Below are 15859 nucleotides of genomic sequence, written 5' to 3' on the forward strand. Positions count from 1 at the left end.
AATGAAGAAATTTTCAATCGTTATCGCTGGCGGCGGCAGTACATTTACACCGGGGATTGTCTTGATGCTTTTAGATAATCTGGAGCGTTTTCCAATTCGCCAAATTAAATTCTATGACAACTTAGAGGAACGGCAACAGCAAATTGCCGATGCCTGCGAAATTATTATTCGAGAACGGGCACCAGAAATTAACTTTGTTGCCACGACTGATCCTCAGACTGCCTTTGAAGATGTCGATTTTGTGATGGCTCATATTCGCGTTGGTTTGTATGCGATGCGGGAACAAGATGAAAAAATTCCATTGAAATACGGCGTTGTCGGCCAAGAAACCTGTGGACCTGGCGGAATTGCCTACGGGATGCGTTCAATCGGCGGCGTTTTAGAATTAGTCGATTACATGGAAAAATATTCACCGGATGCTTGGATGTTAAATTATTCCAACCCGGCAGCAATTGTGGCTGAGGCGACCCGTAAATTACGACCACATTCAAAAATTATCAATATCTGTGACATGCCAGTAGGGATTGAAGAACGGATGGCGAAATCCGTTGGTCTGAATTCCCGTAAAGAAATGGTTGTCCGTTATTACGGCTTGAATCATTTTGGCTGGTGGACAGATATCCGTGACCTTGAAGGCAATGACTTAATGCCAAAAATTAAAGAACATGTTAACAAGTACGGCTATTCGTTACAGGATGAAATTGAAGAATCGCAACATACCGACGCTAGCTGGATGCATACGTTTGCCAAAGCTAAAGATGTCTATGCAGTTGATCCTGAGACGTTGCCAAATACTTATTTGAAATATTATCTATACCCACAAGACGAAGTAGCTCACGCTAATCCAGAATACACTCGTGCCAATGAAGTGATGGCGGGCAGAGAAAAACATGTTTTCGGTGAATGTAATCGCATTGCTGAAGCTGGCACGGCAGCTGGCATGACGTTAGAAGTTGATGAACATGCCAGTTACATTGTCGATTTAGCCAGAGCAATTGCGTATAACACCCACGAAAGAATGCTATTGATTGTGCCAAATGAAGGAGCAATCGTCAACTTTGATGAAACGGCTATGGTGGAGGTGCCGTGTATCGTCGGCGCTAATGGTCCTGAGCCATTAACTCAAGGGAAAATTCCACAATTCCAAAAAGGATTGATGGAACAACAAGTTTCTGTAGAAAAATTAGTGGTGCAGGCTTGGGAAGAAGGCTCTTACCAAAAACTATGGCAAGCCTTGACTCTTTCCAGAATTGTACCAAATGCGCGGATTGCCAGAGAAATTTTAGATGACTTATTAGAAGCCAATCAAGAATTTTGGCCAACACTAAAATAAAGAGCTAATCTTTAAACAAATTAAATTGAATTACGCTAAAAGAGGCTGGGGATTTTTAGGCGGCTAAATCCCCTAAATTTAGCCTTAAAAACTCCAGTCTGACTTTTAGCAATTTCAATTTGTTCTGATGGCTGAGAAAACTTCTTGATTTTTCGGCAACATAAAAAAGTTTCCATTCATATTTTTTCTTATTTCTTCTATAATAAATAAAAGAGGATGAAGAAAAGAGGCCGATTATGAATTTGGAAACGATTGCGCGACAGCATCAAAAGGATTTAGGTGAGTTGGACCAAGAAATTTTGGCATATATCCTTGACAATCAGGCGCTAGTCACTAAGATGAGCATCATTGAGTTAGGCGAGGCAGTCCATACGTCAAAATCAACAATTTTACGTTTGACGAAAAAGATTGGCTTTACCGGATTTTCTGAGTTTAAGTATTTTATTAAGCAAAATCAACAGGAGGATACTACCGCTGCTAAGGTGGATATTTTTGACGCCCAGCAGCAGGATATTCAACGGACGATTGCTTATTTAGGCAATGTTGATTTCAGTCGCATCTTACAGGAGATGCATCGTTCAGAAACGATTTACTGCTATGGTACTGGCTATTCTCAGCGGAAAATTGTCGATGAATTTTCCAAGATGATGATGGCGGTTGAAAAGCGGGTGATTTGTCTGCCCAACAGCACGGAATTTGATATGGCGATGCCAATGATTAAAAAAACCGATATGGTGATTTTTGTTTCATTAAGCGGTGAAACGGAGGAAGTCAAAGAAAATTTGATTTCTCTGAAGATGCGGGGTATCACCACGATGGCCTTCACAGCTTTTGGTGATAATTTCTTTAGTAAAAATGCTGATTATGCTCTGTTTTATTACATAACGCCGATTGCAGTCGGCAAAAAATCCTATGTCACCAGCTTGGTGAGTCTCAGCTGCGGCATGGATTATCTTTTTAGAAAGTTTGGTGAATTTCTCTATGATCTTAACGAAAGCGATGAACTGGCTGACACCGAATAGGATTAAAAATTTTGTAATTGGTTATTGGCTGCTGCTGCCGGTGTTGTTTTATAGTTTTGTGCTGCTGTTTGCCTTTAATAGTCAAAGCAGTTTTACGACACTGATTGCCGAAGTACCTTCCTTGACGCTGACTTTTCTTTTGACGTGTCTGATGTTACTACTGGCTTTTCTAATGTATACTTTATCCAAGGATCAAAATAATCAGCAGCTGTTAAAGCGTTTTGTGATTTTTGCTTTGGTTCAGCAGGTGGCAACGGCTAATTTAATTGGCGCTGCTCTGATCTTCGCGTATTTCAAATCAGTGAAACACCAACCGATTGCAGCAGGTGTTGCCACAACGAAAACACAATTTGAAAGCTATTTGCTGATGGGCCTAATTGGTTTATTGTCCATTTTAGTTGTCGCTTTGACCTTAATCACGAATTTCTAGGAGGAAAAATATGTTTGGTTTTAAGAAGAAAAAGAAAAAAGAAGTTTTTGTGCCGGTCGACGGCGAATTAATTTTATTAGAAAAAGTCGCTGACCCCGTCTTTGCCCAAGGAATGATGGGGGCCGGCTATGCGGTGGAACCGGCCAATGGTGAAGTTTATTCACCGGTTGTCGGCAAGATTGCTTCCATCTTTCCAACAAAACATGCGGTTGGTTTAGTGATGGAGGATGGCACCGAAGTTTTAGTCCATCTGGGAATCGACACGGTGGAATTAGATGGCGCCGGCTTTACCAGTTATGTCAACGCAGGCGACAAGGTGGATCAAGACACCAAATTAATCTCAATGGACCTAGCAACCTTAAAGAGCAATGACAAGCCAGCGACAGTGATGGTTCTCTTCCCTCGTAAAATGGGCGAGACCTTTACCATCAACGAAGGACCTGTCAAAAAAGGTGAAGTGGTTTTGGAATTGGAATAATAAGAAAGCGAGGCTGAAAAAATCAGCCTCTTTTTTTGTGCATTCAAGATGCTGTAATGTAGCAGCAAAGCAATTTTTATCGGAGACTAATTGGTTTCAAACTTTAAATTGAAGCTTTAGGATTAAACAAATCCAACAAACATGCCAAAAAAGAGAATTCTCCACAGATACAAAAAAAGTCCCATCAAAAAGATATAAGCAATAATCGTCAGTATTTTTAGCTCCTGTTTGCTTAATAATTTTTTCAACCTGAAAAAACTACCCAACACAAAAGGCACATAAAAGACGAAAGAAAAGATATTTGTGATTGTATCTACGAAAAAATAATTGGCTTCATTTAAATTATGAAAAAAGTTCAGATTGTAATAGATGATAAATCCCATAAAGGCGAAAGAAAAAAGGTAGCTAGTAAGCTTAGTTACTTTATTTATCTTATTGAGGAAAACTATGCAGATGATATAAATGACTAGAAATAAACTGCTGACAATAAGCGAATTTTGTGCAAAAGCCATAATCAGACCTCCCATAGATTTTAATAGTTTAACAGCTATAAAGATACTTAAATTATACAATAAAAAAATACCTTCTTGAATATTTTTTGTGTAAGAGACCTTTTGTTTAAATCCACTTAAACAAATCAGAGAGGTTCAGTTTCCTAATTTTTATATAGTGTTTTTTTGAAACTTTACCAGTCCTGAGCCCCATAGTTTTGTGTATTTCTATCTCCCCGACAAATAAAAATTCAAAATAACCTTCACTCAAAAATCCCCATATAAAGATAGCATAAAGAAATGTCTAAACTTTAACACTATCTTTATACCCCTTTAGGTAAGCTAAACATGTAAAGGAGACGTGACGTTTATGAATCTGGTTTTGGGGCTTTTAAGTCTGTTAATCATGGTTTACTTATTTTGGTATTTATTTAAGGGGGATCAACAATGATCGGCAATTTATTGCAGGGAAGTGTGTTCTTCCTCGTATTAATTGGATTGGCCATACCATTAGGTTGGTATATAAAAGAAATTTTACAAGGGAACATTCCTAAATATATGCGGTTTTTACAACCGGTTGAGAGATTATTTTATCGAATTATCGGGCCGGCTAGTCGTCAAACGATGAAAGCTAAACAATATTTGGTTTCAATATTGACGGTCTCATTATTTTCACTACTGGTTTTATTGCTAATTTTAATGACGCAAGGCTGGCTGCCCCTCAATGGCAATGGCGCAGAAAATCTAAGCTTTCCGCTAGCTATTAACATTGCCGTCAGCTTTATTACTAATACAAACTGGCAGGCTTATGCTGGTGAAGAAATGCTTTCAAATTTCTCGCAAATTTTTGGTTTAACCGTGCAAAACTTTTTATCTGCTGCTATTGGGATTGCCGTCTTATCCGTTTTAATCCGGGGCTTAATTCAGCGGCAGCAAAAATTTATCGGCAATTTTTGGCAGGATATTGTGCGCAGTTTAGTTTATCTATTGCTGCCACTGGCGACAATTGTGGCGATTTTGTTAATGTCCCAAGGGGTTGTCCAGACCTTCAGTAGTGGTTTTAATTATGAAGGCCTAAATGGTGAAAGTTTATGGTTGGCATTAGGAACAGTCGCCAGTCAAGTAGCCATCAAACAATTAGGCACAAATGGCGGTGGTTTTTATGGTGCCAATTCGGCCTATCCCTTTGAAAATCCGAATCTGCTGACAAATTTTATTGAAAATATCAGCATTCTCTTAATTCCAATGGCGCTGATTTTTGCCTTTGGCTTTTGGGTTAAAGAATGGCAGCAGGGGCGAACCATTTTCATCGTTTCCTTAAGCTTTATCTTGCTGGCGGTGGTTGGCGTTTTAATCAGTGAAACTTATGGTCCACAATTTGCAGATGTTTTAGGCCAAGCAAATTTAGAAGGTAAAGAAATGCGCTTTGGTGTCGGCTGGTCCAGCATTTGGGCGGTCAGCACAACCGCAGCTGCCAACGGCTCAGTCAATGCCATGATGGATAGTTTTACTCCATTTGGCGGCTTGATTCCAATGTTTTTGATGCAGCTAGGAGAAATTATTTTCGGCGGTGCCGGCAGCGGCCTATACGGAATGCTCGCCTTTATTTTATTGGCAGTTTTCGTGGCGGGGCTATTAGTGGGCCGCACGCCAGAATACTTAGGCAAGAAAATTGAAGTTTTTGATATGAAGATGGCCAGTCTGGTAATTTTAACACCACTGTTGCTGACACTCTTTGGCGGCATGCTCTTAGTCTTACATCCAGATATTTTTTCTTGGTTGAAAAATTCAGGGCCCCATGCCTTTACTGAAGTGCTATACAATGCAACTTCCTTGGCAAATAACAACGGGAGTGCCTTTAGCGGCATGACAGCGGACACGACTTTTTTAAATCTTCTAGGCAGCATTATGATGCTATTGTCCCGTTTTATTCCAATGGCGGCGATTCTTTTTCTAGGACAAAGCTTGAGTCAGAAAAAAATTGCAGCCGTCAGCGAAGGGACCTTATCGACCACAAACGTAACCTTTGTCGTTATGCTAATGATTGTGATTGTCGTCATCGGCGCTTTGAGCTTTTTACCGGCAATGGCCTTAGGACCGATTGCTGAATTTTTTACAAACTAGTTGAGTAAAGAAAAACATTGTAACTACTTATGAAATAAAAGGGGAAAATCAAATGAACAAATTATACCAAGCGGCGCTACTGGATGCTGTCAAAAAATTAGATCCCCGCTTGCAAATAAAAAATCCGGTGATGTTTATCGTCTATATCGGCGCAATTGTCACCAGTATTTTATGTTTTACCAAGCAAAGTGTGCCCCTCTGGTTTATGGTGACGGTCGCCTTTTTCCTATGGCTGACCCTCCTGTTTGCCAATTTTGCTGAAGCGATTGCCGAAGGGCGCGGAAAAGCGCAGGCCTCTAGTTTAAAAGAGGCCAAAAAAGCCGTGCCAGCTTTCAAAATCCAACAGCCAAATGATTGGCAGCAGGAAAAATTTAGCGAAGTGATTTCTTCTGATTTAAAAAAAGGCGATTTGATTTATGTCAAAGCCGGCCAACAAATTCCCGCTGATGGTGAAGTCATTGAAGGGGCCGCTTCGGTGGACGAAAGTGCCGTGACCGGAGAATCGGCACCGGTCATTCGGGAATCCGGTGGTGACCGCAGCGCAGTGACGGGCGGGACTAGTTTAGTCTCAGATTTTCTGGTAATAAAAGTGACCGCTGAAAATGGTCACTCCTTTTTAGATAAAATGATTTCAATGGTGGAGGGCACGCAACGGAAAAAAACGCCGAATGAAATTGGGCTGCAAATCTTTTTAGTAACGCTGACGATTATTTTCTTAGCGGTTGCCGTCACGCTGGTGCCCTTCACGGATTTTTCCAGCCAATTAGCCGGCAATGGCGAAGCTTTATCAACCGTCATTGTGATTGCATTGTTAATTTGTTTAGCCCCGACAACTATCGGTGCTTTGGTTTCTAGTATCGGGATTGCTGGAATGAGTCGGCTGACCAAAGAAAATGTGATTGCCATGAGCGGTCGTGCGATTGAAGCGGCTGGCGATGTCGATATTTTATTATTAGATAAAACCGGCACAATTACTTTGGGCAATCGGCGAGCCAGTGAGTTTTTACCAGTTGCTGGCGTCAGCGAACGGGAATTAGCCGATGCAGCGCAGCTTTCTTCTTTATCCGATGAAACGGCGGAAGGTCGTAGTATTGTCGTTTTAGCCAAAGAAAAATTTGACATCCGTGAACGAGAATTTACCGACAAAGAAGTTGAATTTATTGATTTTAGTGCGAAAACCCGCATGAGTGGTATTAATTATCAAGGCACGCAGGTCAGAAAAGGTGCCGCTGATACGATGAAAAAATACGTCGAGTCAGCAGGCAAAACCTATCCAGCTGATTGCGATGAACTTGTCGATAAAGTTGCCCGTGCTGGCGGTACGCCACTGGTTGTTGTCAAAGATTTACAAGTTTTAGGTGTGATTTACTTAAAAGATATCGTTAAAAACGGCGTCAAAGAAAAATTTTCAGATATGCGGAAAATGGGCATTAAAACCATTATGATTACTGGCGATAATCCTTTGACAGCGGCGGCGATTGCCGCAGAAGCGGGAGTCGATGACTTTTTAGCCGAAGCGACGCCGGAAAATAAAATGACTCTGATTAGAAATTATCAAGAAGAAGGACACTTAGTGGCGATGACTGGCGATGGTACCAATGATGCACCGGCTTTAGCCCAAGCCGATGTCGCTCTGGCGATGAATACCGGCACCCAAGCCGCCAAAGAAGCCGGCAACATGATTGACTTAGATTCTAGTCCAACTAAATTATTGCAAGTAGTACGAATCGGGAAACAATTGCTGATGACCCGTGGTGCTTTGACAACCTTTAGTATCGCCAATGATATTGCCAAATATTTTGCGGTGATTCCCGTCTTGTTTTACAGTATTTATCCGCAGTTGAATGCTTTAAACGTGATGCATTTAGCTAGTCCTTTAACGGCGATTTTAGCCGCCTTGATTTATAATGCGCTGATTATTGTCGCTTTAATTCCCTTAGCTTTAAAAGGCGTGCGCTATAAGGAAAAACCCGCCAGCCAAATTTTACGGGACAATTTATTGCTCTATGGTTTAGGGGGCATGTTGGCACCCTTTGTCGCCATCAAGTTGATTGATATGCTGTTGGCGCTGATTATTTTATAACAGAGAAACTTAGGAGGTTTAAAAATGAAACAAACAGTCTTAGCCAGTCTGCGATTTTTAGTTTTAGCGATTGTCGTGTTTGGCGGTTTATATACCTTGGTCATCACCGGCGTTGGACAAACATTTTTCTCAGAAAAAGCGGACGGCAGCTTGATTGTTCAAGAAGGCAAAGTTGTCGGCTCAAAATTAATCGGTCAAGACATGCAGGCAGCCGATTATTTTCAAGGAAGACCAACTGAAGTCAGCAATCTAGCGGCGTTTTCCGCGGAGCAGGCCAGCCTAGTAGCCAAACGAAAAGAAAAATTATTGGCTGAAAATCCGACAGAAACCCAAGTGCCGTTAGATTTAGTCACCGCTTCAGCCAGCGGTGTCGATCCGGATATCAGTCTCGCCGCTGCAGAATTTCAAGTGGCCCGAATTGCCAATCAACGGAATCTTTCAGAAGAGGCAATCAATGCTATAATAAAAGCACAAATACAACGGGATTTTCTTAGCAATCGAGCTTATGTCAATGTTTTAGCATTAAACTTGGCCTTAGATAAATTGAGTCAAGAGTAATTGGAGGAATTATGGTGGCAGAAAACCGACCAAGCGCTTCAGAATTACTAAAAAAAATTCAACGGGAGACTTCGCAGCGGGGACGCTTGCGGGTCTTCTTTGGCTTTGCTGCCGGTGTCGGCAAGACCTATGCCATGTTGCAGGAAGCTCAAGAGCTGCAACAATTAGGCCGGGATGTTTTAGTCGGCTATGTCGAGCCCCATGACCGCCCGGAAACCAATAAATTATTGCAGGGCTTATCTCAATTAGCCGCAAAAGATGTCACTTATCGTGGTATCACCTTAAAAGAGTTTGATATCGATCAGGCCTTAGCCATCAAGCCAGAAATTATTTTGGTGGATGAATTGGCCCACACCAACGCCCCCGGCTCCCGCAATAAAAAAAGATACCAAGACGTCGAAGAATTATTACAAGCGGGCATTAATGTGTTAACGACGATGAACGTTCAGCATTTAGAAAGCCTGAACGATTTAGTCGATGACATCACTGGCGTAGAAGTGCAAGAGACTGTGCCGGATACCGTTTTAAAACAGGCTTCGATTAAAGTTGTGGACATTGAACCGGAGGAATTGATTGAGCGATTAGCCGAAGGGAAAATTTACGCGGCCGGCAATGCCCGCAAGGCTTTGGAAAACTTTTTTTCCCTTGATAAATTAGATCAATTGCGGGGCTTAGCAATTCAGCGGGCTTCTGATTATATCAATCAGGCAGCTGTCACCAATAAAGTCCAAACCAAGCTACTGACAATTGTCGAAGACCGTTTTCCCAAAATGGGCGAAAAATGTATTCGCTGGACGGCTCGTTTAGTACAGGGCTTTGGTGTCGATTGGACCGTTGTCTTGGTGCATTCGCAAAATGAACCAGAAACAAAGGATGCGAGTTTTTTATTAGACCTCGGAGAAAAGCTGGGGGCTGAAACCGTCACGCTGGAGGAAGACAGCAGCTATGAGACGATTGCTAAGTATGCGGAGTTAATTCAGGCCACCGATATTGTGATGGGCAAGCGGCTCAACCAAAAATGGTATGAACGACTTTTTGTCAGCGACCCAGAGGATATTTTGCTGGGACAGCTGACAAACATTGAAATCCATCTAGTGCCTTATCAAGAGAAGGAACAAAAAACAAAGTGGTGGCAGGAGCTGATTCCCACAGGCGGCTGGGGTAATTTGATGGTTACTTTGTTGATGGTCATCAGTGCCACGATTATCACCGAAATTTTGCAGTGGTTTCATTTTGGCGACCAAAATCAGATGATGATTTATTTAGTCTTTGTTTTAATCACCGCCCGTTTAACAAACGGCTATCTTTGGAGCGGCCTAGCCTCCATTTTAAGCGTTGTGATTTATACGTATTTATTTGTTGAGCCCCGTTACTCACTGGTGATTAATCGGGCGAGTTATTTGATTACCCTTTTGATTATGCTGATTGTCGCTTTAATGGTCAGCAATCTGGTGGTTCGTTTAAAAATGAAGGCCAGCAGTGCGATGGAGCGGGAGCACCAATTGGAAATTTTATACGAGCTGAACAAACGCTACGTTGTGGCAACGGATAATCAAGAGATTTATGATACGGCGACGAGTTTTTTAGCCCGCCTTTTAAAGCGGGAAATTGTTTTATACAGTCCGGAAACTGAAATTATCAGCCACAGTCCCGAAACGGCTCAAACATTGCAAACTAAAGAAGAAATGGGAGTCGCCTTTTGGACCGGTAAAAATCAGCGGGAGGCCGGCTTTGGCACGGACACTTTAGGTGGCGCCAAAGGTTATTATTTGCCGGTGGCCGCCGAGGGACAAACCCTAGCCGTTTTAGGAATTTTACGGAACCAGCAGCATAATTTAGAAAATAATCAATTGAATTACTTGCGATTGGTCACGACTCAATTAGCCATCGTGTTAGAACAATCCCGTCTGAAAAATACCCAACAGGAAATGCGGGTGGAAAATGAGCGGGAAAAAGTCCGCAGCAATCTTTTGCGGGCAGTCTCCCATGATTTACGGACACCGCTGACCTCAATTTCAGGTCTAGCAGAAACCTTGATTGAAGACGAGGAGCAACCCAATTTACCTAAAGCAACGAAAGTGAAATTATTGCAAGACGTCAAAGATGAATCCCAGTGGCTAGTACGGATGGTGGAAAATTTATTGTCGGTCACCAGAATTAATATGGATACGATGGAGGTCACGAAAACGCCAGAACTTGTCGAGGAAATCGCAGAGGCCGTTTTAGCCCGCAGCCGCAAAGCTTATCCTGAGAAGCAATTACTGATTGATTTGCCCGCGGAGATGCTCTTTGTGGCCGCTGACCCAATTTTATTGGAGCAGGCGCTATTCAATTTAATTGAAAATGGCTTCCGCCATGGCAATCAGGGTACACCTGTCAAAATGAAGATTAGCTATCAAGAGCCCTTTGTGACTTTTCAAATCAGTAGCCAAGGCCAGATGACTCAGCAGCAATATCAAAAAATTCTGCATAATTTATCCAGTGACGATGAGATTCCCGTTGATTCGAAGAATGGTCTTGGAATTGGGCTGAGTATCGTCAAAACGATTATCAAGGCCCATGACGGCCAACTGCAAGTGTTGCAGGGCGGAAAAGAGACAATTTTCGAAGTCAAAATTTTAGGAGAGGAGAGTTCCTATGAAGCCTAATATTTTATTAATTGAAGATGATTTAGTGATTACCGATTTTATGCAGGTAGTCTTAGAAAAGGAAGGCTATCAACTGGCAACGACCGCTGATGGCATGAGCGGCCTGAATTATTTTCAAGGACATGAGGTGGATTTAATTTTGCTGGATTTAGGTCTGCCCGATATTGACGGCAGCGAATTATTGAAAATAATTCGCAAGCAAAGCCAAGTGCCGGTGATTATTATTTCTGCTCGAGATAACGAACAGGGCAAGGTCGATGCGCTGGATTTAGGGGCGGATGATTACGTCACCAAACCCTTTGGCACCAGGGAACTATTGGCGCGGATTCGTACGGCTTTGCGCCATAAAAATTTTCAAGCACAGGCTGAGCCAATTATTACCAATGGCGCTTTACGATTAGATATCCCCCGCCATCAATTATTTAAGGGGGAGACAGAAATTCATTTAACTAAAAATGAATATCGAATTGTTAAAGTGCTCTTTGAAAATCTTGGAAAAGTAGTGACCTATAAAACTTTGATGACCGCCGTGTGGGGCCCTTACACTGGCGACCAGCAAGTACTGCGGGTCAACCTCTCCAATATCCGCAAAAAAATTGAAAGCAATCCGCTGGAACCTGAATACCTATTTACTGAAATTGGTGTCGGTTACCGCTTGAAGGATTGGCGCTAGTTAAAAAATCCGTCTTAGTACGGATTTTTTTCTGTTTATTTTTTGATAAACTTAAAAAGTGGAGGGGATTTAAGTGAGTTGTTTAGGAAATATAATTTGGTTTATCTTTGGCGGACTGATTGGGGCTATTACGTGGTTTATAGCCGGCTGTCTGTGGTGTATTACGATTATCGGCATTCCTGTTGGCCTGCAATGCTTCAAATTCGCCGGTTTAGCCTTGGCACCTTTTGGCAAAGAAGTTGTTTATGGTGGCGGCGGAGGCAGTCTAATTTTAAATATTCTCTGGTTGATTTTTTCGGGGATTCCTTTGGCTATTGGCCATTTAGGAAGTGCGTTCCTTTTAACCATTTCAATTATTGGCATTCCATTTGCCATGCAGTCTCTGAAAATGGCAAAGCTCGCATTGATGCCTTTTGGCGCTCAGATTGTGAGCAGTCGGTATTAAAATGAGAAAAAGCCGGACTGTGATGAAAATCATAGTCTTGTGTTTTTTATTTCATATAGCCAAAAACTATAACCATAGATAAAAAATCCATATAGGCAAATAACCTATTTTAGATTGCGGAAATAAAATAATTAAAGTAAGATTAAAAAAACGAATAATCAAACGCAATGAGAAAGAAAGTAAAATTTGTCAGTTTTCAACAGAGAGCCTCGGTAGCTGAAAAGAGGTGAGAATCAACAAATTTGAAAATGGCTTTTGAGCGGGTGTTCCAAGACAAGGTTAAGGAGCACACGGGGCAATCCTCGTTAGGAAAATTCCAGTATTTTAGTAGCTAAAGTATTGGCAGAGGTAAAAGGTAACTTTTACAAATTAAGGTGGTACCATGTCAACGACATCCTTAGAAGAATAATTCTTCTAGGGATTTTTTTATTGATGGAGTCCACGAATCTAGAAAAAATCGGAGGAAATTTATTATGTGTAAAACAGTCAATCGTTATGAAATCGTCGGTAGTTTTTTAAGACCAGAAGCTTTGAAGGAAGCGAGAAGTGCTTTTGAAGCGGGCAATTTAACGCAAGCGGAATTAACGAAAGTTGAAGATCAGGCCATTGCTGATCTCGTGGAAAAACAAAAACAAGCCGGCTTAGAAGTTTTTAGTGATGGTGAATTTCGCCGCAGCTATTGGCATTTAGATTTCTTTTGGGGCTTTAACGGTGTCGAACATATTGTCAGAGATCAAGGCTATTTATTCCACGGCGAAGAAACCCGAGCTGATTCTGCCCGCTTATCAGGAAAAATTGCCTTTAATCCCGAGCATCCGGTTTTTGCGGAATTCACTTCCTTAGCCAAATTAGTTGCGCCAGAAAAAATTCGCCAAAGCATCCCCGCACCAGCACAATTATTTGCCGAATTAGTTCGGGAAGACAACGAAGACTGGGTTAACCGCTTCTATCCTAAGCGGGAAGATTTATATGCTGATATCGCTAAAGCTTACCAAGAAACATTACAGCATTTGTATGATTTAGGCGCCCGCCAAGTTAAGTTGGATGACTGTACTTGGGGCATGCTCGTCGATAAAAATTTTTGGAAAACGATGACCAACGGCGAATACGATACCAGTGCTTTGCAGGAATTATATTTGAAGTTAAACAATGAGGGCGTTCAAAATTTGCCAGAGGATTTGAAAATCACTACTCACATTTGTCGCGGGAATTACCATTCGACCTGGGCTACTTCTGGTGGTTATGAACCAGTCGGTGAAGTTTTATTTGGTCAAGAAGATGCCGAAGCCTTCTTTTTAGAATTTGACGATGAACGCTCAGGTGACTTTTCACCATTGCGCCATCTTCCTGAAGATAAATTGGTAGTTCTAGGCCTAGTCACTAGTAAAGATGGTAAATTAGAAGATAAAGAAACCATCATCAACCGGATTCACGAGGCCGCCAAATATGTGGACCTCGATCGGATCAGCCTTTCACCTCAATGCGGCTTTGCCTCAACCGAAGAAGGCAATATTCTTACCGAAGAAGATCAGTGGAAAAAACTGCAGCTGATTAAAGAAATCACTGAAGAAGTTTGGGGCGCCGCTTAAATTAATTAGCAATCAAAAATGCGGATTATTAGTAGTTCGTATTTTTTTGCGGCAAAAAAATAACCCGCCAGTGGGTGGCTGGCGGGCAAGGAGTTAAAAATGAAAAAGTGTTTTTTAGGGTTGTTTGTTGGTATGCATTTATAATACAATGCAAAACTTAAGGTGAGCCTAAGAAAGTGTAACCTTTTTGTGAAGTTGTATTAAGGATTCCTTAAGAAGCTTATGAATTCCTTACAGCAACTAACAACTTAAAAAAATTATTCTTCGTCAGCCAATTGTTGATGGGCTAAAGCGACTTGCGCTTGCACCTGATCAAAGCCGGTGCCGCCTAAGGAATGGCGGCGAGCGATAGCTGTCTTGGAGGAAAGCGTATCGTAAATATCTTCTTCAATTAGTGGTGTAATCTCTTGATACTCTGTCAATGGCACATCCTGCAAATAGATACCTTTTTTTGTGCAGGCCAAAACTAATTTACCGACCACTTCATGGGCTTGTCTAAAGGGCATGCCTTTAGCTGCAAGATAATCCGCCAGCTCAGTTGCATTGGAGAAATCTTTCTCAGTGGATTCTGCCATGTGGGCTTTGTTTAATTTCCACGTATCCACCATGCCAGCCATAATATCCAAACTAGTCAAAATAGTATGAGCGGTATCAAACATGCCTTCTTTGTCTTCTTGTAAATCCTTATTATAAGCTAGCGGTAAACCCTTCATTACCGTCAACAGGCCAAATAAGTCACCATAGACCCGACCGGTTTTACCGCGAATTAATTCCGCCATGTCGGGATTTTTTTTCTGAGGCATAATCGAGCTACCAGTGGAAAAAGTATCCGTCAATTCAACGAATTTAAATTCGTTGCTGGTCCATAAAATAATTTCTTCGCAAAAACGCGAGAGATGCATCATCATAATCGAGGAATTGCTTAAAAATTCTAAGATAAAATCCCGATCGCTGACGGCGTCAAGACTGTTGGTGTAAATATTAGCAAAGCCGAGTTCTTTAGCAGAAAATTCCCGGTCAATTGGAAAGGTTGTGCCGGCTAAAGCAGCAGCACCTAAAGGCGAAATATCAATCCGTTTCAGGCTTTCAGCAAAGCGTTCCTGATCTCTTGTCAGCATGCCGTAATAAGCCATCATGTGATGACCAAAGGAAATCGGCTGGGCATGCTGCAGGTGAGTATAGCCGGGCATAATCGTTTCGATATTTTCCTCAGCTTGATGGACTAAGACCTTGCGGAAAAAATGAATTTTTTCTACAACTTCTTTGACTATATCTTTTAAATATAAATGCATATCCGTCGCCACTTGGTCATTGCGACTGCGGGCAGTATGAAGTTTGCCAGCGACAGCCCCGATTTCTTCGGTTAAATATTTTTCAATATTTAAATGAACATCTTCATTTTCAATGGCGAAGGTCAATTCGCCATCTGCCAGTTTTTTTGCAACAGCTTTTAAGCCTTTCGTAATTTCTGCAGCCTCAGCCTCGGTAATAATTCCCGTATGAGCCAGCATTTTCACATGGGCTAAAGAGCCGGTAATATCTTGTTTTGCTAATTTTTGGTCGAAGGGAATTGATGCGCCGAACTCATCAATCCATGCTTCGCTTTGGCCTTCAAAACGGCCGCCCCAAAGTTTTGCCATAAATTGGTCACCTCTTCTTTTTTTCCAGTATATCAAAAAATGCTTTTAAAAAGCGGAGAAAGTAATTTTTCTCGTAAAAAAGAGGCTATGACACTAGTCTTTTTAACAGATAATCCACCAAACTATATTGATTTGCTTCTGAGGTCAACTGAGTCCACTGAAGTAAATTTTCAATATGTTGCTGCTTTTACTAACTAATCTTCGCAGCGTTCGGTTCTGTTTGAACTAATGTCACAGCCTCCAAATTTCTAGGGGAGAGCAGTTACAGGAAGCCTTTAATTTTTAGAAAATGGACTCCTCACTTAAGTAAACTGCTAAATGAAAAAATTGGCGATTTACTGGTTT

The 15859-nt window shown here is 41.6% G+C and carries 12 protein-coding genes and 1 other annotated feature; of the genes, 11 read left to right on the forward strand and 1 reads right to left on the reverse strand.

The genetic code is table 11. The features are described 5' to 3' along the window. The first annotated feature begins 1 nt into the window (after position 1). The 11 genes from ACYSNU_RS05555 (at position 2) to ACYSNU_RS05605 (ending at position 13874) form a co-directional block, all read left to right on the forward strand. Positions 2-1333 (forward strand): 6-phospho-alpha-glucosidase, encoded by a 1332-nt coding sequence (locus tag ACYSNU_RS05555; protein ID WP_461736205.1) that lies wholly within the window; start codon positions 2-4, stop codon positions 1331-1333. A 236-nt stretch (positions 1334-1569) separates the two neighbouring features. Further along, positions 1570-2355, forward strand: a complete 786-nt coding sequence (locus ACYSNU_RS05560) for a MurR/RpiR family transcriptional regulator (protein ID WP_461736206.1) — start codon at positions 1570-1572, stop codon at positions 2353-2355. Continuing rightward, positions 2315-2785 carry a hypothetical protein gene (locus tag ACYSNU_RS05565; RefSeq protein ID WP_461736207.1) on the forward strand — a complete coding sequence of 157 codons (471 nt, stop codon included), beginning with the start codon at positions 2315-2317 and terminating at the stop codon, positions 2783-2785. Before ACYSNU_RS05560 ends, ACYSNU_RS05565 begins: the two co-directional genes overlap by 41 nt. A 10-nt stretch (positions 2786-2795) precedes the next feature. Beyond that, the gene (locus ACYSNU_RS05570; protein ID WP_461736208.1) at positions 2796-3263 is read left to right on the forward strand and encodes a PTS sugar transporter subunit IIA; all 468 of its coding nucleotides are present in this window, start codon (positions 2796-2798) and stop codon (positions 3261-3263) included. Positions 3264-4201: 938 nt separating this feature from the next. Beyond that, entirely contained in the window at positions 4202-5878 is a 1677-nt protein-coding gene (gene kdpA, locus ACYSNU_RS05575; protein WP_461736209.1) for a potassium-transporting ATPase subunit KdpA, read from the forward strand. Positions 5879-5930: 52 nt separating this feature from the next. Beyond that, positions 5931-7961 carry a potassium-transporting ATPase subunit KdpB gene (gene kdpB, locus ACYSNU_RS05580; protein WP_461736210.1) on the forward strand — a complete coding sequence of 677 codons (2031 nt, stop codon included), beginning with the start codon at positions 5931-5933 and terminating at the stop codon, positions 7959-7961. Positions 7962-7985: 24 nt separating this feature from the next. Further along, entirely contained in the window at positions 7986-8519 is a 534-nt protein-coding gene (locus ACYSNU_RS05585) for a potassium-transporting ATPase subunit C (protein WP_461736211.1), read from the forward strand. 14 nt (positions 8520-8533) lie between these two features. Continuing rightward, positions 8534-11167: a DUF4118 domain-containing protein gene (locus ACYSNU_RS05590; RefSeq protein ID WP_461736212.1), complete on the forward strand. Its 2634-nt coding sequence runs from the start codon at positions 8534-8536 to the stop codon at positions 11165-11167. Then, complete coding sequence (locus ACYSNU_RS05595; protein WP_461736213.1) at positions 11157-11840, forward strand: response regulator transcription factor; 684 nt, start codon at positions 11157-11159, stop codon at positions 11838-11840. Before ACYSNU_RS05590 ends, ACYSNU_RS05595 begins: the two co-directional genes overlap by 11 nt. A 73-nt stretch (positions 11841-11913) precedes the next feature. Further along, complete coding sequence (locus ACYSNU_RS05600; RefSeq protein WP_461736214.1) at positions 11914-12285, forward strand: YccF domain-containing protein; 372 nt, start codon at positions 11914-11916, stop codon at positions 12283-12285. A 158-nt stretch (positions 12286-12443) separates the two neighbouring features. Then, positions 12444-12687: a binding site (T-box leader), on the forward strand. A gap of 71 nt (positions 12688-12758) precedes the next feature. After that, positions 12759-13874 (forward strand): 5-methyltetrahydropteroyltriglutamate--homocysteine S-methyltransferase, encoded by a 1116-nt coding sequence (locus tag ACYSNU_RS05605; protein ID WP_461736215.1) that lies wholly within the window; start codon positions 12759-12761, stop codon positions 13872-13874. 257 nt (positions 13875-14131) lie between these two features. Here ACYSNU_RS05605 and argH read toward each other — a convergent pair whose 3' ends face one another. Further along, the gene (argH, locus tag ACYSNU_RS05610; RefSeq protein WP_461736216.1) at positions 14132-15514 is read right to left on the reverse strand and encodes an argininosuccinate lyase; all 1383 of its coding nucleotides are present in this window, start codon (positions 15512-15514) and stop codon (positions 14132-14134) included. Positions 15515-15859: the final 345 nt, after the last annotated feature.

This window comes from Enterococcus sp. LJL120, assembly GCF_054871765.1.

What these genes read in the sequence shown, in the direction of transcription:
- ACYSNU_RS05555 (WP_461736205.1), top strand. Translation starts at nt 2, where the DNA reads ATGAAGAAATTTTCAATCGTTATCGCTGGCGGCGGCAGTACATTTACA.
- ACYSNU_RS05560 (WP_461736206.1), top strand. Translation starts at nt 1,570, where the DNA reads ATGAATTTGGAAACGATTGCGCGACAGCATCAAAAGGATTTAGGTGAG.
- ACYSNU_RS05565 (WP_461736207.1), top strand. Translation starts at nt 2,315, where the DNA reads ATGATCTTAACGAAAGCGATGAACTGGCTGACACCGAATAGGATTAAA.
- ACYSNU_RS05570 (WP_461736208.1), top strand. Translation starts at nt 2,796, where the DNA reads ATGTTTGGTTTTAAGAAGAAAAAGAAAAAAGAAGTTTTTGTGCCGGTC.
- kdpA (WP_461736209.1), top strand. Translation starts at nt 4,202, where the DNA reads ATGATCGGCAATTTATTGCAGGGAAGTGTGTTCTTCCTCGTATTAATT.
- kdpB (WP_461736210.1), top strand. Translation starts at nt 5,931, where the DNA reads ATGAACAAATTATACCAAGCGGCGCTACTGGATGCTGTCAAAAAATTA.
- ACYSNU_RS05585 (WP_461736211.1), top strand. Translation starts at nt 7,986, where the DNA reads ATGAAACAAACAGTCTTAGCCAGTCTGCGATTTTTAGTTTTAGCGATT.
- ACYSNU_RS05595 (WP_461736213.1), top strand. Translation starts at nt 11,157, where the DNA reads ATGAAGCCTAATATTTTATTAATTGAAGATGATTTAGTGATTACCGAT.
- ACYSNU_RS05605 (WP_461736215.1), top strand. Translation starts at nt 12,759, where the DNA reads ATGTGTAAAACAGTCAATCGTTATGAAATCGTCGGTAGTTTTTTAAGA.
- argH (WP_461736216.1), bottom strand. Translation starts at nt 15,514, where the DNA reads ATGGCAAAACTTTGGGGCGGCCGTTTTGAAGGCCAAAGCGAAGCATGG.